The 20493-nt window shown below is 41.1% G+C and carries 21 protein-coding genes; 9 read left to right on the forward strand and 12 right to left on the reverse strand.

Going from position 1 to position 20493, the window contains the following annotated elements; translation table 11 throughout:
- The first annotated feature begins 7 nt into the window (after positions 1-7).
- Positions 8-1237 carry an MDR family MFS transporter gene (locus tag FHG64_RS04900; RefSeq protein WP_139065372.1) on the forward strand — a complete coding sequence of 410 codons (1230 nt, stop codon included), beginning with the start codon at positions 8-10 and terminating at the stop codon, positions 1235-1237.
- On the opposite strand, the gene FHG64_RS04905 is transcribed toward FHG64_RS04900, so the two are convergent.
- Both FHG64_RS04905 and FHG64_RS04910 read right to left on the reverse strand, forming a co-directional pair.
- Positions 1225-2631: a hypothetical protein gene (locus tag FHG64_RS04905; RefSeq protein ID WP_139065373.1), complete on the reverse strand. Its 1407-nt coding sequence runs from the start codon at positions 2629-2631 to the stop codon at positions 1225-1227. The two genes, FHG64_RS04900 and FHG64_RS04905, sit on opposite strands and share 13 nt — an antisense overlap.
- Before the next feature lie 99 nt (positions 2632-2730).
- Complete coding sequence (locus FHG64_RS04910) at positions 2731-2928, reverse strand: DUF1328 domain-containing protein (protein WP_139065374.1); 198 nt, start codon at positions 2926-2928, stop codon at positions 2731-2733.
- A gap of 280 nt (positions 2929-3208) precedes the next feature.
- Here FHG64_RS04910 and FHG64_RS04915 point away from each other — a divergent pair, with 280 nt between their 5' ends.
- Positions 3209-4477, forward strand: coding sequence for a DEAD/DEAH box helicase (locus tag FHG64_RS04915; protein ID WP_139065375.1), 1269 nt, complete (start codon positions 3209-3211; stop codon positions 4475-4477).
- Entirely contained in the window at positions 4455-5363 is a 909-nt protein-coding gene (locus FHG64_RS04920) for a class I SAM-dependent methyltransferase (protein WP_139065376.1), read from the forward strand. The genes FHG64_RS04915 and FHG64_RS04920 overlap by 23 nt, the downstream gene beginning before the upstream one ends.
- A gap of 363 nt (positions 5364-5726) precedes the next feature.
- On the opposite strand, the gene FHG64_RS04925 is transcribed toward FHG64_RS04920, so the two are convergent.
- Positions 5727-6170: an Lrp/AsnC family transcriptional regulator gene (locus tag FHG64_RS04925; protein WP_139065377.1), complete on the reverse strand. Its 444-nt coding sequence runs from the start codon at positions 6168-6170 to the stop codon at positions 5727-5729.
- 131 nt (positions 6171-6301) lie between these two features.
- Between FHG64_RS04925 and FHG64_RS04930 the strand changes: the two genes are divergently transcribed.
- Positions 6302-6709, forward strand: a complete 408-nt coding sequence (locus FHG64_RS04930) for a hypothetical protein (protein ID WP_139065378.1) — start codon at positions 6302-6304, stop codon at positions 6707-6709.
- A 1-nt stretch (position 6710) separates the two neighbouring features.
- On the opposite strand, the gene FHG64_RS04935 is transcribed toward FHG64_RS04930, so the two are convergent.
- A complete protein-coding gene (locus FHG64_RS04935; protein WP_139065379.1) occupies positions 6711-7337 on the reverse strand; it encodes a MarC family protein in 627 nt (208 codons plus the stop codon).
- 107 nt (positions 7338-7444) lie between these two features.
- On the opposite strand from FHG64_RS04935, the gene FHG64_RS04940 reads away from it, so the two are divergent.
- Positions 7445-7930, forward strand: a complete 486-nt coding sequence (locus tag FHG64_RS04940) for a hypothetical protein (protein ID WP_139065380.1) — start codon at positions 7445-7447, stop codon at positions 7928-7930.
- 82 nt (positions 7931-8012) lie between these two features.
- On the opposite strand, the gene FHG64_RS04945 is transcribed toward FHG64_RS04940, so the two are convergent.
- From FHG64_RS04945 to FHG64_RS04950, 3 genes are all read right to left on the reverse strand, one after another.
- On the reverse strand, positions 8013-11204 hold the full coding sequence (locus FHG64_RS04945) for a methylmalonyl-CoA mutase family protein (RefSeq protein ID WP_394344207.1): 3192 nt from the start codon (positions 11202-11204) through the stop codon (positions 8013-8015).
- A complete protein-coding gene (locus tag FHG64_RS19965) occupies positions 11120-11449 on the reverse strand; it encodes a cobalamin-dependent protein (protein ID WP_394344208.1) in 330 nt (109 codons plus the stop codon). The genes FHG64_RS04945 and FHG64_RS19965 overlap by 85 nt, the downstream gene beginning before the upstream one ends.
- Before the next feature lie 129 nt (positions 11450-11578).
- The gene (locus FHG64_RS04950; protein WP_139065381.1) at positions 11579-13117 is read right to left on the reverse strand and encodes a GH3 auxin-responsive promoter family protein; all 1539 of its coding nucleotides are present in this window, start codon (positions 13115-13117) and stop codon (positions 11579-11581) included.
- A gap of 296 nt (positions 13118-13413) precedes the next feature.
- Here FHG64_RS04950 and FHG64_RS04955 point away from each other — a divergent pair, with 296 nt between their 5' ends.
- Together FHG64_RS04955 and FHG64_RS04960 are read left to right on the forward strand one after the other, a co-directional pair.
- The gene (locus FHG64_RS04955; protein ID WP_139065382.1) at positions 13414-14118 is read left to right on the forward strand and encodes a DUF4197 domain-containing protein; all 705 of its coding nucleotides are present in this window, start codon (positions 13414-13416) and stop codon (positions 14116-14118) included.
- 113 nt (positions 14119-14231) lie between these two features.
- Positions 14232-14417 carry a Lacal_2735 family protein gene (locus FHG64_RS04960; RefSeq protein WP_139065383.1) on the forward strand — a complete coding sequence of 62 codons (186 nt, stop codon included), beginning with the start codon at positions 14232-14234 and terminating at the stop codon, positions 14415-14417.
- Here FHG64_RS04960 and FHG64_RS04965 read toward each other — a convergent pair.
- The 4 genes from FHG64_RS04965 to FHG64_RS04980 form a co-directional block, all read right to left on the reverse strand.
- Positions 14390-15190 (reverse strand): ABC transporter substrate-binding protein, encoded by an 801-nt coding sequence (locus FHG64_RS04965; RefSeq protein WP_139065384.1) that lies wholly within the window; start codon positions 15188-15190, stop codon positions 14390-14392. The two genes, FHG64_RS04960 and FHG64_RS04965, sit on opposite strands and share 28 nt — an antisense overlap.
- A 4-nt stretch (positions 15191-15194) precedes the next feature.
- Positions 15195-16013, reverse strand: coding sequence for an orotidine-5'-phosphate decarboxylase (pyrF, locus tag FHG64_RS04970; protein ID WP_139065385.1), 819 nt, complete (start codon positions 16011-16013; stop codon positions 15195-15197).
- A 79-nt stretch (positions 16014-16092) separates the two neighbouring features.
- Positions 16093-17169 (reverse strand): peptide chain release factor 1, encoded by a 1077-nt coding sequence (gene prfA, locus FHG64_RS04975; protein ID WP_139065386.1) that lies wholly within the window; start codon positions 17167-17169, stop codon positions 16093-16095.
- Positions 17170-17250: 81 nt separating this feature from the next.
- A complete protein-coding gene (locus tag FHG64_RS04980; protein ID WP_139065387.1) occupies positions 17251-17955 on the reverse strand; it encodes a hypothetical protein in 705 nt (234 codons plus the stop codon).
- A gap of 187 nt (positions 17956-18142) precedes the next feature.
- Here FHG64_RS04980 and FHG64_RS04985 point away from each other — a divergent pair, with 187 nt between their 5' ends.
- Together FHG64_RS04985 and FHG64_RS04990 are read left to right on the forward strand one after the other, a co-directional pair.
- Positions 18143-18433 carry a hypothetical protein gene (locus FHG64_RS04985; RefSeq protein ID WP_139065388.1) on the forward strand — a complete coding sequence of 97 codons (291 nt, stop codon included), beginning with the start codon at positions 18143-18145 and terminating at the stop codon, positions 18431-18433.
- Positions 18423-19079 carry an ATP-binding cassette domain-containing protein gene (locus FHG64_RS04990; protein ID WP_139065389.1) on the forward strand — a complete coding sequence of 219 codons (657 nt, stop codon included), beginning with the start codon at positions 18423-18425 and terminating at the stop codon, positions 19077-19079. Before FHG64_RS04985 ends, FHG64_RS04990 begins: the two co-directional genes overlap by 11 nt.
- 227 nt (positions 19080-19306) lie before the next feature.
- On the opposite strand, the gene FHG64_RS04995 is transcribed toward FHG64_RS04990, so the two are convergent.
- Entirely contained in the window at positions 19307-20485 is a 1179-nt protein-coding gene (locus FHG64_RS04995; RefSeq protein ID WP_139065390.1) for an AIR synthase related protein, read from the reverse strand.
- Between the last annotated feature and the right edge of the window lie 8 nt (positions 20486-20493).

The following is a 20493-nucleotide window of genomic DNA, read 5'->3' on the forward strand; positions in this document are numbered from 1 at the left end:
TTAAGGGATGTTAAAGCATATCTATAGATCTTATATCGGTTCATTTAGTGGATTAAGACGGGAAGTGTGGCTGCTTGCACTTATTACCTTCATAAACAGGGCAGGCACCATGGTAATACCATTCCTGTCTTTATACCTCACTAAAAGCCGTAATTTTACCCTGGAGGAGGTGGGCTGGATCCTTACCTTCTTTGGTTTGGGCTCTGTAGCGGGGTCCTGGCTGGGAGGAAGACTTACAGATGCTATTGGCCACTACAAAACCATGGCCGGTAGCCTCCTCATCTCTTCCGTTCTCTTCGTTCTGTTACAGTTTCCCACCACATTTTGGGGAATTTGTATAGGAATCTTCCTGGTGATGCTAGCGGCAGATGCCTTTCGGCCTGCGGTATTTGTTGCCATTAATGCGTATAGTAAACCAGAGAACCGTACCCGGTCCATTACACTAATTAGACTCGCAATTAACCTGGGATTTTCTGCAGGACCTGCCGTTGGCGGACTTATTATAGCAGGTGCAGGATACAGCGGACTATTTTGGGTAGACGGGATAACCTGCTTTCTTGCCGGTATACTATTACTCAAATTATTACATCCAAAAAGAGCCCTTCAAAATGCCGCTGAAATCTTCCTTAAACCAAAGGCTGTATTAAGTGACCGGCCATATTTGATCTTTATCCTGGCAATGATACTCTTCGGGTTTATTTTCATTCAGTATTTTTCTACCATGCCTTTATATTATGCTGAAAGATATTTCCTTTCAGAATTTCAAATAGGGCTCCTGCTTGGTTTTAATGGGTTTATGATATTTCTATTGGAAATGCCCCTAATTAAATATCTCGAGGGAAAACTGAAATCCCATTTGTTTCATGTGATCACAGGCTGTTTCCTGGTGGGTTTAAGTTACCTCCTTATTAATATTACCGGCTGGGCCGGGATCCTTATAGTCGCAATGTTCTTTTTAACTTTAGGAGAAATGATCGCTTTTCCTTTTTCCAACAGTTTTGCCCTCAAACGAGCTGAAGGGGGAAAACAAGGCTCCTACATGGCTCTTTACAGCATAGCTTTTTCTATAAGCCATATTTTTGGCCATAATACGGGAATGCAGCTTATAAGCAAATTTGGATATGAATTTACGTGGTATGTGATGCTTATCATGGGCCTGGGAGCCTGCACCCTGTTATTTTTTGCTGGGTCTTTAACCCGGAAAGAATTACGGCAGGTAAAGGGTCAAATCTTGTAATATTTAGATTCTCCAAGATATTCTTCGATTATCTTGTTAAACTCCGGGCTAAGCTTAAGATCAAGTGTTCGCGGTATATTATAAAGTGCCTCCAAATCGTCATAGCCTGTCTTCAAGAGGTCTTCCAGGTAAAGAAGGGCCGTATAATAATCTCCATCCCCTGCACTAATGGAAATAATATTTAAATATCCTTCAGGATTTTCCTTATCAAAGATTGTTTGAAGTATTGCGGTAAAAACTAATTGATCATTGGTTGCATTTCTTTCCTTAAGGTCTTTAAAGGAATTAGTTGCAAGGGTGCGAAGAAGCCCCTGCACCCTGTGTGCCATTTCTGCCTCTGCAGGATTATTACCCTGCTGCAATTCTTCCAGCTCTTTTATTTGTTGATTCCACCAGCCAAGGTTTTCAAAATTAGCCCTGAAAACATCTTCATTAAAAAAGTACAGGTATTGCTCCCTGTATTCATCTTCAGTGGCTGCAGCGCGATTGTACTGCCTTCTTTGATCCCGGAAAATTTTGGTCCTGCTTAGATCCTTTATACGTTGCTCCAACTCTTGCTTTTTCCCGTAACGAGCGTATTTATCAAGCATTTTACTTAATAGTTCATGAGCTTTATAGTCCTGCCTGGTTCTCCTTAAACGTTCAGCAGTTTCTAGCTCTGCAGCGTACAATTCTTCAACCATTCCCGGGTCTTTTTGCCTAAACCCCTTATCCATAGCTTCCAGGGTAAATGTTCCCAGAGCATTAGAGATCATCTCAAATTCCGGCCATTCCTGCCCCCCGTTATAATTATAGGTACGCGCAGGCATTCCTTGTTTTCTTAAGTAATCTGCAGTTTGATCCAGCAACCTTAAGCGGTAATCGTTATATCCTGCCAGGCCCACAAATGAATAACGGGCACCTTTCTCGATAAAATCTGTATTTAACCAGGTATCACTTACAGCCAAAACCCCCTGTACCCTGGAATAAACTGCAGGCATAACACTTGCCACCCTACCCCCATCTCCAAGGCCTGCCATATATATTTGATTTGTATCAATAAGGAACATATTAAGCACCGTGTTTAGCAACCTGGTAGCTACTCTGGTATTTTCAAGAAGGGATTCCCTTTTGTCTATATCATTTGAAGAAACAATTACATATCCCTGCTCTTCCCCGGCCTTCCTGAACAATTGCGCAGCAGTCCTGCCCCTGCCCTCGGGATCAAAGACAAAGATTACTGGCCACGCCGTATTAGGAGCATAGCCATTGGGCAGGTAAAGGGAATATGATTCAGCAATAGTATCACTCACCGCGATGGAGTCTATTACTGCTCCTTTTTTTAGTGTCAATTCCTGGGCAACACTAATTTGAAATAAAAAAAGTATAAGTAATAATAGCCCTGTTTTCTTCATTAGCCTGTGATTCATCCTTTAAAAATAGGGTTTTAGCAGGAAACAAAAAAAAGACTTCCTGTTGAAGAAGTCTTTTTATGATAAATTTATAGTGATAGTTTATTTTTTCACCCGTTCGAGCCTCATATTCTCAGTTCCGGAAAAGAAGATTCTTGAAAGTATAGAAATAATAAGAAGATCTGCAAAGATCAAAAATAATACCCTTACCACTTCTATACCAGCAAAGCTAATTCCAATGAATCCTATTAGCCCACTTAAGGCCGTTAATACTAAAAATAATATAGTGTGATTTTTCATAGCTTTTTATTTTTATCCAAAGATAACATCGTATATGTCGAAGTCTTATTAAAATAATTACAATTGAAACTTCTTTAACTAAAGTAGCAGCAAAAAACTTAAGAATGTTAAAATTCTGCCTTACGTCTTGTCATTTTTTCAATGAACTGAAATACAATAGGATAAGCCATAGTGGCCATTAAATTTAAAAGACTATCTTTGCCGCCGGTTGCAATCTTCTCCGGCAACATTTAATTAAGCCTGCCTTTAAAATTTACGTGGCAGCATTTACACACAATACATGACATTTACACAATTAGAATTAACAGAGCCTTTACAGAAGGCAGTTCAACAGGCGGGATATAAAAATCCTACGCCAATACAATCTCAATCAATTCCGGCAATTTTAAATGGCCGGGATATTCTTGGCTGCGCCCAGACAGGGACAGGAAAAACAGCCGCATTCTCTATTCCCACTATTCAGCTTTTGAGCAGGAGCGCAAGGAAGAATGGACAAAAACCGGCGGTAAGGAGTTTGATCCTCACCCCTACCCGTGAACTAGCTATTCAAATTGGGGAAAGCCTGGCACAATATGGGTCTTTTAGTCCATTGAAGCATCTGGTAATCTTTGGCGGGGTGCCACAACATTCACAAGTACAAGCGCTTAAACATGGAGTGGATATTTTGGTAGCAACACCGGGAAGGTTACTGGATCTTATGGACCAGGGGTACATTTCCCTGTCCCAATTAGAAATATTCACGCTTGATGAGGCAGACAGGATGCTGGATATGGGATTTGTTCACGATGTGAAAAAGGTGATCAAGAAGATCCCTGCAAAAAGACAAACGCTTTTCTTCTCGGCTACAATGCCAGATGCCATCGTGGACCTCGCAAACAGTATTTTAAACAATCCCCTTAAAGTGGAAGTAACCCCGGTTTCTTCAACTGCTGAAATGATTGGACAGGAGGTTTATTTTATAGACAAAACCAATAAAAAGAAACTGCTCATAGATATCCTTAAAAATGGGGATGATGACAGGATCCTAGTTTTCACGAGGACAAAACATGGAGCAAACAAGGTCGTGAAGGACCTTACCAAGGTTGGTATTAAGGCTGAAGCCATTCACGGCAACAAAACCCAGAATGCCCGGCAAAAAGCCCTGAAGAACTTTAAGGATAAAACTACAAGGGTACTGGTTGCTACAGATATTGCTGCGCGGGGAATAGATATTGACGAACTCGCTCTGGTAATAAATTATGAGATCCCGAATATAGCGGAAACCTATGTACACAGGATTGGAAGAACTGGCCGTGCAGGGGCAAGCGGGAAGGCCATCTCTTTTTGTGACTTTGAAGAAAAAGCTTATCTTAAGGATATTCAGAAATTAATAGATCAAAAGATCCCTGAGGTTCAAGGTCATTCTTATCCAATGGAATTCTTTGAGATTCCTGAGAAGAAGCCTCAGCAAAGAAGGCCGGCACGAAATGCAGGCAGGCAGGGAAATGGAAATTCAGCTTCGGGTAAAGCACAGGCTAATAGAAGATTTGGAAGAGCAAAGAATAAATAAAGGGCATTCAGAAAACTATTTCGGTGATTACAGGGACTTCTGGTGGAACCAGGAGTTCCTGGAAATGACCGCAGAAAGGCTGGACCTTAGTAAGCTGGGTTCTATGCTGGATGTTGGTTGCGGCAATGGCCATTGGACCAGGATCCTGGCACCTTACCTACAGGAGGATGCAAAGGTTACAGCAGTTGACAATGATCCACGATGGTATGAAGAGAATAAGGAGCTAAAAGAATTCTTTAATAATTCTCACAGGAAATTTGAATTAAAAAAAGGCGACGCCCAGAATCTTCCTTTTCCCGATGAAAGTTTTGACCTTGTTACCTGCCAGACATTGCTCATTCATGTTCCAGAACCTGCAAAAGCCATAGCCGAAATGAAACGAGTTACCCGGCCCGGGGGAACAATTCTTTGTGTGGAACCTAATAATATTGTACAAAGCCTTATTAAAACTTCAATGACTAAAAATGAGTCTATAGAGGAAACCCTGGACCATATAAAATACAGGCTCGTCATCGAAAAAGGAAAGCGTAATATGGGACGAGGAGATAATTCTCTTGGAGACCTTTTACCCGGGATGTTTGCCGCAGAGGATCTTAAGAATATTGAAGTAAGACTCTCAGATAAAGCTATAGCCATGTATCCTCCCTATGATAATGAGGAGCAACTGGCAACATTGAAGCAATGGATGAAGGGTAGTTCCTGGAAATCAAACACGCAGAAGGATATCGATTTCTTTAGTGCAGCAGGAGAACAGTATATGCCATTCTATTTTGAATACCAGGAGAAGTATGCCAACCGGGATGCTCACATTATGGGTGCCCTGCAACGGGAGCAGTACCACGCTGCCGGTGGCTCACTTATGTACCTGGTAAGCGGAAAGAAATAAACACATCCTAAGCACACAACCATTATTGCCGGATGAAAGAGACTAGACAGCTTCGCTACTAGATTATAGAACCTGGACAAAAATATAAGTGTTTGGAAAACAGTCGTTTACTCTCTTCAGAAAAGCTTGAATTTTCCCTAAACTATTGAGTTCCCTAACCACCCCCTGGTTGAGGTTGAAATGTCCTCTGACTATATAAATAAAGGCTTTAGAAAAATTTCACATATTTCAATCGGACGCCAGTGGTACACAACTACATATAATTTAGGCCTTCTTTAAAACCGACATCCTCCAGGAAAAACCGGTTATTCCTGCAGTAACTTTTTCCCAATAAGCATTTTTGAATCTATAATTCAGGAGAGGTTAACCCCTTTTTTTTATCGGCCCCTGGTCTACAACACTGGAAAGGATGATATGGGTTTTTGTTTCTCCATAGGTAATAAGCTTGTCGATGAACTCCTCGAGATGTGCCTGGTCATAGAGAACCACTTCCATGATGATGTTTTCATTCCCTGTGATCCTGTAACAATTGATCACTTCCCGAAATTCCTTTACCTTTTCTAAAAAAGGTTTCAAACGTCCCATAAATGCCCTCAAAGTGATCACCGCCTTTAGCTGGTGGCCGGTCTTGTTGTATGACACCTGGGCTTTATACCCCTTAATGATCCCGGCATCTTCCATTTTCTTTACCCTCTCTGCAACCGCAGGGGACGAGAGGCCTACCTGTCTCCCAATTTCTGAAAAGGATTGCCTGGCATTTTTTTGGAGGGCTTCCAGTATCTGCCAGTTTAGCTTATCTACAGGCATATTTAAATTTTAGTTGACAATAGGATTCAAACTTAAGGAAAATATATGGATACACTTTAAAAATTAAGGAGACTTCTAAAGCAATAGAAGTAATTTTAAAAGGCTGTTAAAAGAGAAATTTTGTTTCAAGTATGGAACCTCATCAATTTACACATTTACCTGTATATAAGAAGGCATTGGAGATATTTAAGGTTTCCAGGGCTATAGCCTATAATATAGGGAATAGCGAGCACATCATAGAAATGTCACTGTCGGCCAATGAGAATAAAAGGGTAGCGGGGGAGATAGTAACAGCTTCACTGCAGCTTGCACCGGCCCTGGCCGCCCTTCAAAATTCTTCCTGCTCAAGTATGCAGCTGGAAAAGGCCAACAGCATAAGGAGATCTTCCAAAAGGATCCTATCTAAATGTCGTAAAATGGAGTACCTCTCAAATAAAGAAAAGGATATTCTTCGTTTATTAAAGATGGAAATAAAGCAGTTTGAGCAGTTATTCTCCCAATGGTACCACCAGCTGGAATACAGGAACAGGCTTAATTAAATTAGGCAGCAGGCGGTATCAGGAATGCCAGCTTCACCCCTTCAATGAACATACTGGTTCCAATAATAGCAATGATCAATCCCATGATCTTTTCAATAACTACTATTTTATTTTTCCCTATAAACCTCACAAGGTAATCACTCGAAATAAAAGCCAGGTAGTTTAACCACATGATCAATGCTACCATAGCGACAATGATACCCATTTGTAGATACCCTGCATTGGTGGTAAAGTTCATTGCCGTAACTATAGTACCGGGACCTGCAAGAATGGGAATCGCGAGAGGAGACACAGAAATTCCTTCATTAAAATTAACCTCTGTCTGGTTATCGATACTGGATTCCTGCGCCCTTATCATTTCAAATCCCACAAAGAAAATAAGAATACCCCCAGTTATCTTAAATGCGGGAATTGTGATTCCAAACAATTCAAATACGTATTTCCCAATTATAATAAAACCCGTTACGATCACAAAAGCGGTGAAAGTGGCCTTTTTGGAAATATTTTTTTTGGTGATCCTGTCTGCCTGCTTGGTAAGACTTAGAAAAATAGGGATATTACCTACCGGACTATTGATGGCAAAAAAACCTGTAAAGACTGCTATTGTAAATAACCAATAATTTTCCATTGAAAGTGGCCAACAGGTAAATTCCTGTAAATAAAATTTTTGACAAAGCTAAGGGGAATTTTAATTTTACCCAATAAGAGTGTACTTTTAAATTTCAATCTTAATATATGAGCAGAGACAAACTCCAAAAGATGCCCCTTTTTCAAAAATCGATGGAGATCCTTGAGATCGTGGATCGCATTGCAGATCTCGTCCCGCACGAAAAAAAATTCCTGAAAGACGTGGCAGAATTCATGCGGTCAGATGCCACCCAGATCCCTGCCAAGATCGCAGGTGCTTTTGGAGAGGGTCCTTATGACCTTAAAATGGAGAATGCTACCATCATAAGGAAAAATGCAATGCAAATCTATGTGCAATGCAATAGCTTTTTTATGGAAGAAGATTTCAAAGAAACCGAATATCTTAAGATGCTTCGTAATGAGATCGAGGAATTTAGGGTGCTATTTGCAGAGTGGGTCAAAACCTTTGATCCCTGGGATTATTATATAGACAGGTGGGGGTTATTTAACCCTCCCGGGGTGAATTATGACGATAAAGATCCAGACAGGGATATTCCCTTTAATGATTTCCCAGACGATGAAGAGGATGATTAGCCATCATTCCCAGGTAAATTTTAGAATAAAAAAAACGGCTTTCGATTAAAAGCCGTTTTTTATTCTGTAGAAGCAGGTTTTTCTACATGTTTCTTCTGTACTGCCCTCCCACTTCAAACATGGCTTTGGTGATTTGTCCCAGGGAGCAAACCTTAGTGGCCTCCATGAGCACCGCAAAAATATTCTCATTCTTGATCGCTGCCTTCCTGATAGCCTCCAGTGCCGCTTCTGCTTTATCTGCTTTGGCTTTATGCAGGTTTTGTAAGGTAGTGATCTGGTACTGTTTTTCATCTTCAGTAGCTCGAATTACTTCCCCGGGAGTAACGGTAGGAGATCCTGTTGAACTTAGGAAAGTATTCACCCCTATTATAGGATAATCTCCATTATGTTTTAAAGTTTCGTAATAAAGGCTTTCCTCCTGGATCTTGCTGCGTTGATACATAGTTTCCATGGCACCAAGCACTCCTCCCCTTTCGGTAATTCTGTCAAACTCTTTAAGAACCGCTTCCTCCACAAGTTCTGTAAGTTCTTCAATGATGAAAGCTCCCTGGATGGGGTTTTCATTCTTGGTAAGCCCAAGCTCCTTGTTTATAATAAGCTGGATAGCCATTGCCCTTCTTACAGATGCTTCAGTAGGGGTTGTAATGGCCTCATCATATGCATTTGTATGCAGGGAGTTACAGTTGTCATAGATCGCATACAGAGCCTGTAAAGTAGTTCTTATATCGTTAAAATCTATTTCCTGGGCATGTAATGAACGTCCCGAGGTCTGGATGTGATATTTCAACATTTGTGCACGGGCATTGGCTCCATATTTATGCTTTAGTGCTTTGGACCATATTTTTCTGGCTACCCTACCTATCACCGCGTATTCTGGATCTACCCCGTTGGAGAAGAAGAAGGAAAGGTTTGGTCCAAATTTATTAATGTCCATCCCCCTGCTCAAATAATATTCCACGTAGGTGAATCCATTGGCCAGGGTTAATGCCAGCTGGGTAATTGGGTTTGCACCTGCTTCAGCTATATGATATCCGCTAATGGAAACTGAATAGAAATTACGCACCTGCTTCTCGATAAAGTACTCCTGGACGTCACCCATTAACCTAAGAGCAAATTCCGTAGAGAAGATACAGGTGTTCTGTGCCTGGTCCTCTTTAAGAATATCGGCTTGTACAGTCCCTCTTACTACATTCAGCGTTTTTGTTTTGATCTCCTGGTAAACATCTCCCGGCAGCACCTGGTCTCCAGTTACTCCAAGGAGCATAAGTCCAAGTCCGTTATTTCCTTCAGGCAATTTTCCCTGGTAGGTTGGGCGGTCAACTTCTTTTTCTGAATATATCTTTTTAATCTTCTCCTCTACTTCCTTCTCCAGGCCATTTTCTTTAATGTATTTCTCGCACTGTTGATCTATGGCTGCGTTCATAAAGAAACCAAGCAGCATAGGGGCCGGCCCGTTAATTGTCATACTTACTGAGGTAAGCGCATCGGCAAGGTCAAAACCGGAATACAATTTTTTCGCATCATCAAGGCAGCAAATAGAAACCCCGGCATTTCCAATTTTTCCGTAGATATCGGGCCTGTGATCTGGATCATTTCCATAAAGGGTAACTGAATCAAAGGCGGTAGAAAGCCTTTTTGCAGGCAAACCCATACTCACGTAATGGAAACGCCGGTTAGTACGCTCCGGCCCTCCTTCTCCTGCAAACATCCTGGTAGGATCTTCCCCTGCTCTTTTAAATGGATATAATCCAGCGGTGTAAGGGAATTCTCCCGGAACATTTTCCTGAAGGCTCCAGCGAAGTATATCTCCCCAGGCGCTGTATTTAGGCAATGCTATCTTGGGGATCTGTGTATGGGAAAGTGACTCGGTATGAGTATCAATATTGATCTCTTTATCCCTTACCATAAAGGAATAAACAGGTTCCTTGTATTTATTTACCTTCTCGTCCCAACCTGTTATTATCTCCCAGTTATAAGGATCCAGGTCCATTTTCAGGCGGTCGAATTCTTTTTTAAGAAGGCCGGTAAGCTGTTCATTTTCAGAAGTTGTGGCCTGCTCCAGGCTTTCCTCCTCTATACCATACTGGTTAAGTCCAAGGTGGGTTCCTGTAACTGTTTCCAGCGTCTTGAAGATCCCATACAATTTTTGGGCAACCTCTTCCTGCTGTTGGGCTTTTTGATCATATCCCCTGTTGTTTTCTGAAATTTCAGAAAGGTAACGGGTCCTGTTAGGCGGAATAATATAGATCTTCTCACTCTGGTCTTCGTTGGTCTCAAAACTGGAATTCAAGGCTGAACCCGTTTTTTCATCTACTTTATTTATCAACTTCCTGTAAAGGGTATTCATCCCGGGATCGTTGAATTGGGAGGCGATAGTACCATAGACCGGAAGCGTTTCAGGATCTTCGTGCCACAGCCCGTGGTTGCGCTGGTATTGCTTCTTTACATCTCTTATAGCATCCAGAGCACCTCTTTTATCAAATTTATTGATCGCCACAACGTCTGCAAAATCCAGCATATCTATTTTCTCAAGCTGTGTTGCAGCTCCAAACTCAGGAGTCATAACATATAGAGAAGCATCAGAGTGTTCAAGGATCTCGGTATCGCTTTGGCCAATCCCTGAGGTTTCCAGGATAATAAGGTCATAAGCTGCGGCTTTTAATACCTGCACCGCTTCTGCAACATATTTTGAAAGTGCGAGATTGGATTGCCTTGTGGCCAGGGATCTCATGTAAACCCTGGGATTGTTAATGGCGTTCATACGAATCCTGTCTCCCAGCAAGGCGCCGCCGGTCTTTCTTTTTGAGGGATCTACAGAAACTATCCCAACGGTTTTTTCAGGAAAATCAATAAGGAACCGTCTTACGAGTTCATCTACAAGGGAAGATTTCCCTGCTCCACCGGTACCGGTGATCCCAAGTACAGGTGTGGTAGCCTTTGAATCCTCAGTATCATTGTAATGAAATACTTTTTCAAAATCCTCATGCCGGTTTTCTGCCAAAGAAATAAGTCTTGCTATAGTATTTACATCTTTCTTCTTTAGCAGCTCTTCAACTTTATTCTCATTCTTTAAGGCTGGGGTTGGGGTGTCTGATGTTTTTACAAGATCATTGATCATCCCCTGCAATCCCATTTCGCGGCCATCATCTGGCGCATAGATACGGGTAATGCCGTAATCCATAAGTTCCTTTATCTCTTCAGGAAGTATAACACCTCCCCCGCCACCAAAGATCTTGATGTGGCCTGCCCCTTTTTCCTGAAGCAGATCATACATATATCGAAAATACTCATTATGTCCCCCTGGTAGGAAGTCATTGCAATTGCATTGGCATCTTCCTGGATCGCACAATTCACTACCTCTTCCACACTGCGGTCGTGGCCAAGGTGGATCACCTCTACCCCGGTAGACTGGATGATACGGCGCATAATATTTATCGCGGCATCATGCCCGTCGAAAAGAGAGGCGGCGGTTACTATTCTAACTTTATTGGTGGGTTTATAAGGAGCTTGTACTTCCATTGTTGAAAATCTTTTTTAAGGTGCCGCAATTTACGAATTTCCTTAAAAAAGCTTTGCCTATATGTAAAGAACTTAATAAGGAGCTGGATTGGGCAAAAGTGATTGATGATTCATTAAACCGGCAGTAGATTAAAGAGCACAGCTGGTATCCCTGGAATTGCCCTGCAACAAATCCTCAATAAAGTCTCTTTTATTTGATAGCCGCGGAATCTTATGTTGCCCGCCCAGCTTATGGTTCCTTTTAAGCCATCCATAGAAGGTGCCTCCCGGAACCGAATGAATTACGGGCTCCGTAATTGCCGAATTGTCTGAGCGCTTGCTTTTGTAATCTTCATTAAGCCGGCATAGCTCATTATCCAAAAATCTGCTGAAGGATCTTAAATTATCCGGTTCCTTGATAAATTCAATAACCCATTCGTGGCAACCTTTATTCTTATTATCATAAAACCTTGGTGCTGCACTAAAATTCTCAAGGATGGCCCCGGTATTCTTACAGGCTTCAAGCATAGCTTTTTCTGCCTGTTCCACAAAAAGATCCTCCCCAAATATATTGATGCAATTTTTAGTACGCCCGCTTATAATAAATCGATAAGGTCTTTTTTCTGTGAAGCGCAGCGTATCTCCAATTTTGTATCTCCAAAGTCCCGAGCTGGTAGAGATCACCATACTGTAATTTTTATGCAGCTCAACTTCCTCGAGAGTTTTTGTCACGGGGTTCTCCTTCAGGAAATCCTCTTCAGCTATGAACTCATAGAAAATCTGGTAGTTAAGCATTAATAATAATGAAGGATCATCCTGCCGGTCCTGCAAGCCAAAAAAACCTTCAGTAGCATTATATACTTCCAGGTACCTCATACTGCCATCCTTATCCATAAGGTCAAACAAGGGCTTATAAGGTAAAAACGACACCGAGCCATGGAAGAAAACCTCAAGATTGGGCCAAACATCCTGCAGGTAATTCACATTCTTACCATTGAAAATTTGCTGTAAAAGCAGGATGAGCCACATGGGAGACCCTGCCATACTGGTAACATTCTCCCTTGGTGTAACGGCAGCCATTTCTTTTATCTTTTCCTCCCAGCTTTCCATCATTGTAATATCTATACCGGGAGTACGTCTATATTGAGCCCAAAAGGGTAAATATTTCATTACAATGGCAGAGATATTCCCAATATAAATATCGCGATCTGTATCGGCTTGTTTACTCTCCTGATTTCCTCCAATAGAGAGGTTCTTTCCACTAAATAATTTGGTATCTGGATAGTTTTGTACGTACAGAGCGAACATATCCCGGCCACCCTGGAAGTGAGTGTTTATAAGGCTTTCCCTGGACACCGGCACGAGCTTTCTGGAATCGCTGGTTGTCCCAGAGGACTTAGCAAAGCACTTAATGGGTGTAGGCCAGAGAATATTTTTTTCTCCTTTAAGCATCCTGTTTATCGATGGCAATAGATCTTCATAGGAGATAAGAGGCACACGTTCCCTGTAATCATTCATGGATTTAATGGATGCAAAATGGTACCTCCTTCCATACTCTGTATTTGCTGCCTGCCTGAGGAGGTAGTGCAGATTTTTTTGCTGTACCTCTTCAGGGTGAGCTTTAAAATGGTCAATTTGACCAATGCGCTTTTGAAAGTACGCTTTGCCCAGGGAATTTACTATTTGCATGAATTAAAACTTAGCCACCGGTAAGTTAAGAGGAAAATGCATAGGAAGTATAGCATTAACATTTTCTTACCAGTTGCACCTGCTCCATGGCCTTACTTTTGCATCCGGTAAAAGAAGCTGGTAATTCAGCCTCTGCAGGAATCCTTTATCTTTGATGAAATTGTTTGCCCATTGAGTGAATGCAAAACAATAGAAATCTAGTAGGGGAACAGGCAAATTGCAAGGCTAAAATATTATATAAAAAAGAAGGGATTGTACATTAATTTTGATCCTGTAAGCAAATAAATATAGACTTCATGAAAAAATTACTACTTATCATTTTATTCCCGGTATTCGCCGGCTGTGCAGAGTTACAGGATATCGCCGGCCAATTGCCCCAGGGCGGCTATGGTATCTCCAATGCTGAAATTGCCTCTGGCCTTAGACAGGCACTCGATTTTGGGATAGACAAACAGGTTACCAAACTTACACAGGAAGATGGTTTCTTTAAGAACGAACTGGTGCGAATTAACCTGCCGCCTGAACTGCAAAAGGTAGATAAAACCTTAAGGGATGTAGGATTAAGTTCCCTTGCAGATGAAGGTTTAAAAGTCCTGAACCGTGCTGCTGAAGATGCCGTGAAAGAAGCTACTCCAATATTTGTGACTGCCGTGAAAGAGATCACCTTTACAGATGCGCGTAATATTCTTCTCGGTGATGACACTGCGGCAACGACTTATTTAAACAATAAAACAGCCACTCCCCTTTACTCTAAATTCAATCCTGTGATCCAGACCTCCCTTGATCGTGTTGGTGCCACCCAGGTATGGACGAATATCATTGACAGGTACAATGCCCTGCCATTAACTTCAAATGTAAATCCAGATCTGGCCGATTATGTTACTCAACAGGCTATGGAAGGTGTTTTTACTATGATAGCCCTGGAGGAAAAGGAGATTAGAAACAATCTGGGTGCAAGGTCTACCCAGTTGTTACAAAGGGTTTTTGCCTTGCAAGACTAATTTTTTAACATTTCCTACTGAAGCTATATCAAACTTTACAATTCATTTAACCTGAGATTATGACTTTTTACCAATGGTCGGGGCTACTTTTGTAGTAATCAAAGGATTATGTGATGTTTGGATTTTTATTCAGAAGTGAAGAAGATCGCTTGAGCCATAAGTATACGCGTTTAATGAATCGTGCATATAACCTGGCCCTTGTAGACAAGGAAAAAAGCGACAAGATTAATGAAAGGGCACAAAAGATCCGGGAACAACTTAGAAGGATGAACTACCGCAAACTGGATAATTTCATTTGAAATTTCCTGAAGTAATCAAAGGCGGGCAATAACCTGGAACCATACCAGCTAAAATACTCCCCATCCACCAGTTGAATTTTTCCCTCAAAGTGTTTCGAGATTTCCTTCTTATGCTTTTCCCTAAATGGAAAAGGCTCTGAGGAAAGCAGGACCACATCTGGCCTCAAAGATTCCAGATCTTTAAGATCTATGGTGGGATAACGACTCCTATTGGCCTGGATGACATTCTCCAATTTATTTATTTTCAGCAAAGTATCGATAAAGGTACCCGAACCTGCCAGCATCCATGGATCCCTCCAGATGAAATATGCCACCTTTAAGTTCCTACCCTCCTTTAAAGTTTTCTGAAAGTTTTCTTTAGCCGATTTGAGATCTTCAATAAACCTGAAGGTTAGATGTTCCCGATTAAAGATCCTGCCATATTGATCAATCAATTCCAGGGAATCTTCAAAGGTTTTTATATCTGAAACGTGAACCGGTGCAATCTTCTCCAGCTCCTTTACCATTTCTTTGGTGTTCTCTTCTTTATTACAAAGGATGATATCGGGCTTCAGGTCCCTAATCCTATCGAAATGAACCTGCTTTGTGCCGCCTACTATCCTCGTGTTTTTTCTAAGATGATTGGGATGAATACAAAATTTGGTAATACCACCAATTTCATTTTCGAGACCCAGGTCATAAAGCAATTCGGTTTGACTGGGAACCAAAGACACTATGCGTTGCAAATTATCCCCGAGGTGAACATCCCGTTGCAACTGGTCTTTGATGATCATTTTTCTACAGGTTTTCCATTTGTTTTGCCATCTCCCGCTGGATCACTTCAGCTTTGGCTGCAGCTATTTCTGGGAAGTTTGAACTTTCAGAAGCATAGATAATACCCCTGGACGAATTTACAAGGAGGCCCACATTTTTGTTCATTCCATATTTACAAACATCTACCAGACTTCCACCCTGGGCTCCCACTCCCGGAACAAGAAGAAAACTATCGGGGATTATCTTTCTTATTTCTGCCAGATATTCTGCCTTGGTCGCCCCCACAACATACATAAGTCTTTCAGAGTTTTTCCAGTCTTTTGAGATCTCAATTACTTTTTTATACAGGGTGGTATTGTCTATTTCCAATGTTTGAAAATCAAAGGCGCCCTCATTTGAAGTAAGTGCCAGCAAAATCGCATGCTTATCACGAAACTGCAGGAAAGGCTCTACAGAATCCTTCCCCATATAAGGCGCCACAGTAACAGAATCGAACCCCATCTCCTGCAGGAATGCTTTGGCATACATACTCGAGGTATTTCCAATATCGCCGCGTTTGGCATCGGCAATGGTAAAGATCTCGGGATAGTTCTTGTTGAGGTAATCTATGGTTTTAGTAAGCGATTTCCAGCCTTTTCTTCCGCAGGCTTCATAAAATGCCGTATTTGGTTTGTATGCAACCGCAAATTGGTGGGTGGCGTCTATAATTGCTTTATTAAAACTGAAAATTGGATCCTCTTCGCTTAAAAGATAGGTAGGGATCTTCTCAAGATCTGTATCCAGGCCTATACATAAAAAGGATTTTTTCTTATGGATTTGGGCAATAAGGTCCTTGGTGGTCATACGGCTGCAAAATTTTAAATGGGAAGATAGTATATAAAAAAAGTTCCCGCAAAACCTGCGGGAACTTTAAGAGTTATAGTTAAAAAACATCGCTGTTCTCCTTCAGCTTTTCTGTATTATCAACCAGTTGGAGTTCATCAATGATCTTCTGTATATCGCCATTTATAATATTTCCAAGGTCATAAAGAGTAAGGTTAATACGATGATCTGTAACCCGTCCCTGGGCATAATTGTAAGTGCGTATTTTCGCGCTGCGGTCACCACTGGAAACCATGGAATTCCTTTTGGCAGCATCTGCCTCCATCTTTTTGGCAAGTTCCTGCTCGTATAGCCTGGAACGTAATACCCTAAAAGCCTTTTCCTTATTTTTATGTTGTGATTTTTGATCCTGGCATTGTGCTACCAGTCCCGTGGGAACGTGTGTTAAACGCACAGCGGAATATGTGGTGTTAACCGATTGTCCCCCTGGCCCAGATGAACAGAAATAATCTATTCTCACATCCTTGGGATTGATCTCCACATCAAACTCCTCTGCCTCTGGCAGGACCATAACGGTTGCAGCCGATGTATGCACCCTTCCCTGGGTTTCTGTTTGCGGGACCCGCTGCACACGGTGCACCCCGGCTTCAAATTTTAAGGTACCATAAACATCCTCACCGGTTACTTCAAAGATCATTTCCTTGAAACCGCCACTGGTGCCCTCATTATAATCTACAATATTAGATTTCCACCCTTTACTCTCTATGTATTTTGTATACATTTTATAAAGGTCTCCTGCAAAGATACTAGCCTCATCACCCCCTGTACCTGCACGAATTTCCATTACCACGTTCTTGGCATCCTCAGGATCTTTTGGAACCAGCATGAACCTTATCTTCTCTTCTAAAGCAGGAATAGCTTCCTTAGCCTCTTCAAGTTGTAGTTTGGCCATTTCTGTCATCTCAGGGTCACTCCCGTCTGCAATGATCTCCTGGGCCTCCTTCATATTATTGCTAAGGGTCATATAATTCTCCCGCACCTCCATAAGTGCCTTAAGATCCTTATATTCCTTATTTAATTCAATATAACGTTTCTGGTCTGAAATTACCTCCGGCTGGATGATCAAATCATTGACCTCATCAAAGCGTTGCTTCACTATGTTCAGCTTCTCAATCATAAATATCTCGATAGATTTTTCGAAACAAATTTACGATAATTTGACGGATTACGAAGATTTACCTCCAACTCAAAAAAGATTTCACAGGTAGTCGGGTTTTTGAAGCATCCCCTCCTTTTTATCTATACTGCCAAACTTTACTAGTGCTGCCAGCCCGGCAATATAAAATAACCTGTCTGGATAATAAAACTCCCATACCTCAAGATAATAGGCGATAAAGGAAGAAATATCAGAAAAAATAAGTGCCAGTACAGCTACAATGAAAAAGAAGGAGGCCCTGTTGGAAAACCTGTGGTTAAAGGAAAATGCAAATACAACCAGAAAGATCATACTTAACCCATATGCAATAAAAAGTATTTGGTGCAAACTTCCCTGTATCCCTGGCCCGGCCATCTCCAGCAAAAAGAACAACAGGCTGATATTTATAATAAGGACAATCGTAAAAAGAAGTTTTTGCAACATCATCACTTTTAAATTCCTTATATAAGGAAAAATATGAGCTGCTAAAAACATATAGGCCAGGATACCAACGAGAAAATTAATATATCTTAATATAGGATTCTCATAATAGATCAATAGCACATCTGCAATAAGTAAAAAAAGTAATGCAGGCAAAAGATTAAACTTCCTTCCAGTCGCAAAAACAACAAAATAGGCTACGAACAAACCTACACTAAAAGCTCTTATCCATCTGCTTTCCTCAAGACCATAATAGGTAATAATTAGAATATTTACTAAAAGGAGGAAAAGGCCTCCAAAGCCGGGGAGTAATTTTTTAACGTACATCTTTAGGGTTGAAGATTATTCCCATTTACGCAAAAATCGAACTTCTGGTTTACTAAAGTTTAAAAAAAAAGAAAATTTATTTTTTGATATGGCTAATGGTCATCCAGATAAGCGTTGGATTAAATTTATAAAGGAAAAAATAAAAATTTAATTTTTTAAATGTAGATTTGAGAAGAAGGACTGGGTTATGGCACAAAAATTAAACTCCATATTCGTTTTTTACAGAAGATTTTTTGTGTCTTCCTTTATTGTGAACATACTTTTATTGTTACTGGGAATTGCATTTGTTGTTGCTGCTACCATCAAAGTGCTTTTCTTTGGCCTTCTTTTATTTATATATCTCACTACCAGGCAAAAGGAAAAATTGACCTTTTATCATAACCTCTCAATTAGTACCTATTATCTTTTTGGGATGAGCCTGCTGCTGGACCTGTTACTTTTGTTCTTCACCTATGTGATCTTTGGCCATGTATATTGAGATAGACAACATAGAACTTGGTTTTGGGGGGAAACAGCTCCTTAACGGCGTTTATCTTAAAGCTGAAACAGGCAAAATTACGGCGGTTATGGGAGCCAACGGATGCGGCAAAAGCAGCCTCCTTAATATTATTTTCGGGAATCTTGATCCCCGGCACAAACTCATCAGGATCAACAGTACGCCTCATTTAAAGCCGCTGTTTACTTACAGGGGAATGGTCAAATATCTACCCCAACACTCCTTTTTACCTACTCATTTAAAACTAAGTTCTATCTTTAAGCTTTACGAGGTTTCCTGGGATGAGTTTACAGAGGAGTTCAGTTTTTTTTCTGAATATTATAACTCCAGGATAACAGAAGTCTCTGGAGGGGAAAGAAGGATAGCTGAAACTTACCTTATAATTAAGAGCAAGGCTGAAGTCCTGTTGCTCGACGAGCCCTTTACCCACCTGGCGCCTGTTTATATTGAAACTTTCAGGAAGATCCTTAGGCAAGAGGCAAAACAAAAAGCTGTTATTATCACAGATCATTTATATAGTCACATCATTGACCTTGCAGACGAGCTGTACTTCATCAACAACGGCTGCACCAGGCTTATAAAGGATCCTGCAGAATTGGAGCAGCTTAATTATTTAACTTCCCGTTAAAAAGATTATCCGGGCTCTAAAGGAATTCCTGGATGAAGGTTTGTTGCCTCGAACTTCAACAATTTGGACAATCTCCTTTTTCTAAGTCTTATGGTCTATTTAAACACTGGGTTACTGGAGGTTAAAAAAGGAGTTTCACAGAGTTATAGTGTTTAAACGAAGTGGTTTAGACTATAAATTGCAATTGCCCAATCCTCTTTTTCCCTCCCCCTTCGGGGGTCGGGGGGCTAATACTCAAACCGCCCAAACTCACTTTCAATCGTAAGTTTCTTCGAGTCTGCCGCTTCTACTCTCCCAACAATTTTTGCATCTACATTGAAAGATTTTGAGATCGCAATAATATCTTCAGCAATATTTTCATCAACATATAATTCCATCCTGTGGCCCATATTAAAAACCTGGTACATCTCTTTCCAGTCGGTTTTGCTTTCCTGCTGGATAAGTTTAAAGAGTGGCGGAACATCGAATAGGTTGTCCTTTATGATATGTAAATTATCTATGAAGTGAAGGATCTTGGTTTGAGCTCCTCCACTGCAATGAACCATTCCTTGTATTTCCTTATTGGTATAATTGCCAAGGATCTTTTTGATTACCGGAGCATAGGTCCTGGTAGGTGATAATACCAATTTCCCAGCATCCAGAGGTGAGTCCTCTACAGCATCTGTAAGCTTTTTTGTTCCGGAATATATAAGCTCCTGTGGGATATTATCATCAAAACTTTCGGGATATTTTTCAGCTAAAATTTTAGAGAATACATCGTGACGGGCAGATGTGAGCCCATTACTTCCCATTCCGCCGTTATACTCCTTTTCGTAGGTAGCCTGTCCATAAGACGAAAGACCAACAATGACATTTCCGGGTTTGATGTTTGAGTTATCAATAACATCAGCTCTTTTCATCCTGGCAGTCACGGTAGAATCCACTATTATGGTACGCACAAGGTCACCAACATCGGCAGTTTCCCCACCGGTGGAATGTATTTCTACCCCAAACTCCTTAAGGTCTGCCAGCAATTCTTCTGTGCCGTTTATGATGGCAGAGATCACTTCGCCGGGAATTAGATTCTTATTCCTTCCAATTGTTGAAGAAAGCAGGATATTATCTGTAGCCCCCACACAAAGCAGGTCATCAATATTCATTATAAGGGCATCCTGGGCAATCCCTTTCCAAACCGTAATATCTCCGGTTTCCTTCCAGTACATATAGGCCAGGGAAGATTTTGTTCCCGCACCATCGGCATGCATGATAAGGCAATACTCCTCATCACCAGTAAGATGATCTGGGACGATCTTGCAAAAAGCTTGTGGAACCAAGCCTTTATCTACATTCTTTATCGCGTTATGAACATCCTCTTTTCCTGCAGAGACACCTCTGCCAGCATACCTCTTACTTATTTCCTCACTCATGAATATGA

It is taken from the genome of Antarcticibacterium flavum (genome assembly GCF_006159205.1).
Classification (GTDB): Bacteria; Bacteroidota; Bacteroidia; order Flavobacteriales; family Flavobacteriaceae; genus Gillisia; species Gillisia flava.

What these genes read in the sequence shown, in the direction of transcription:
- FHG64_RS04900 (WP_139065372.1), top strand. Translation starts at nt 8, where the DNA reads ATGTTAAAGCATATCTATAGATCTTATATCGGTTCATTTAGTGGATTA.
- FHG64_RS04925 (WP_139065377.1), bottom strand. Translation starts at nt 6,170, where the DNA reads ATGCCTGTAGATAAGCTAAACTGGCAGATACTGGAAGCCCTCCAAAAA.
- FHG64_RS04990 (WP_139065389.1), top strand. Translation starts at nt 18,423, where the DNA reads ATGTATATTGAGATAGACAACATAGAACTTGGTTTTGGGGGGAAACAG.
- FHG64_RS04950 (WP_139065381.1), bottom strand. Translation starts at nt 13,117, where the DNA reads ATGCAAATAGTAAATTCCCTGGGCAAAGCGTACTTTCAAAAGCGCATT.
- FHG64_RS04965 (WP_139065384.1), bottom strand. Translation starts at nt 15,190, where the DNA reads ATGATCATCAAAGACCAGTTGCAACGGGATGTTCACCTCGGGGATAAT.
- FHG64_RS04960 (WP_139065383.1), top strand. Translation starts at nt 14,232, where the DNA reads ATGTTTGGATTTTTATTCAGAAGTGAAGAAGATCGCTTGAGCCATAAG.
- FHG64_RS04915 (WP_139065375.1), top strand. Translation starts at nt 3,209, where the DNA reads ATGACATTTACACAATTAGAATTAACAGAGCCTTTACAGAAGGCAGTT.
- FHG64_RS04905 (WP_139065373.1), bottom strand. Translation starts at nt 2,631, where the DNA reads ATGAAGAAAACAGGGCTATTATTACTTATACTTTTTTTATTTCAAATT.
- FHG64_RS04935 (WP_139065379.1), bottom strand. Translation starts at nt 7,337, where the DNA reads ATGGAAAATTATTGGTTATTTACAATAGCAGTCTTTACAGGTTTTTTT.
- FHG64_RS04985 (WP_139065388.1), top strand. Translation starts at nt 18,143, where the DNA reads ATGGCACAAAAATTAAACTCCATATTCGTTTTTTACAGAAGATTTTTT.
- FHG64_RS04930 (WP_139065378.1), top strand. Translation starts at nt 6,302, where the DNA reads ATGGAACCTCATCAATTTACACATTTACCTGTATATAAGAAGGCATTG.
- FHG64_RS04940 (WP_139065380.1), top strand. Translation starts at nt 7,445, where the DNA reads ATGAGCAGAGACAAACTCCAAAAGATGCCCCTTTTTCAAAAATCGATG.
- FHG64_RS04980 (WP_139065387.1), bottom strand. Translation starts at nt 17,955, where the DNA reads ATGTACGTTAAAAAATTACTCCCCGGCTTTGGAGGCCTTTTCCTCCTT.
- FHG64_RS04955 (WP_139065382.1), top strand. Translation starts at nt 13,414, where the DNA reads ATGAAAAAATTACTACTTATCATTTTATTCCCGGTATTCGCCGGCTGT.
- FHG64_RS04945 (WP_394344207.1), bottom strand. Translation starts at nt 11,204, where the DNA reads ATGTATGATCTGCTTCAGGAAAAAGGGGCAGGCCACATCAAGATCTTT.
- pyrF (WP_139065385.1), bottom strand. Translation starts at nt 16,013, where the DNA reads ATGACCACCAAGGACCTTATTGCCCAAATCCATAAGAAAAAATCCTTT.
- FHG64_RS04910 (WP_139065374.1), bottom strand. Translation starts at nt 2,928, where the DNA reads ATGAAAAATCACACTATATTATTTTTAGTATTAACGGCCTTAAGTGGG.
- prfA (WP_139065386.1), bottom strand. Translation starts at nt 17,169, where the DNA reads ATGATTGAGAAGCTGAACATAGTGAAGCAACGCTTTGATGAGGTCAAT.
- FHG64_RS04995 (WP_139065390.1), bottom strand. Translation starts at nt 20,485, where the DNA reads ATGAGTGAGGAAATAAGTAAGAGGTATGCTGGCAGAGGTGTCTCTGCA.
- FHG64_RS19965 (WP_394344208.1), bottom strand. Translation starts at nt 11,449, where the DNA reads ATGGAAGTACAAGCTCCTTATAAACCCACCAATAAAGTTAGAATAGTA.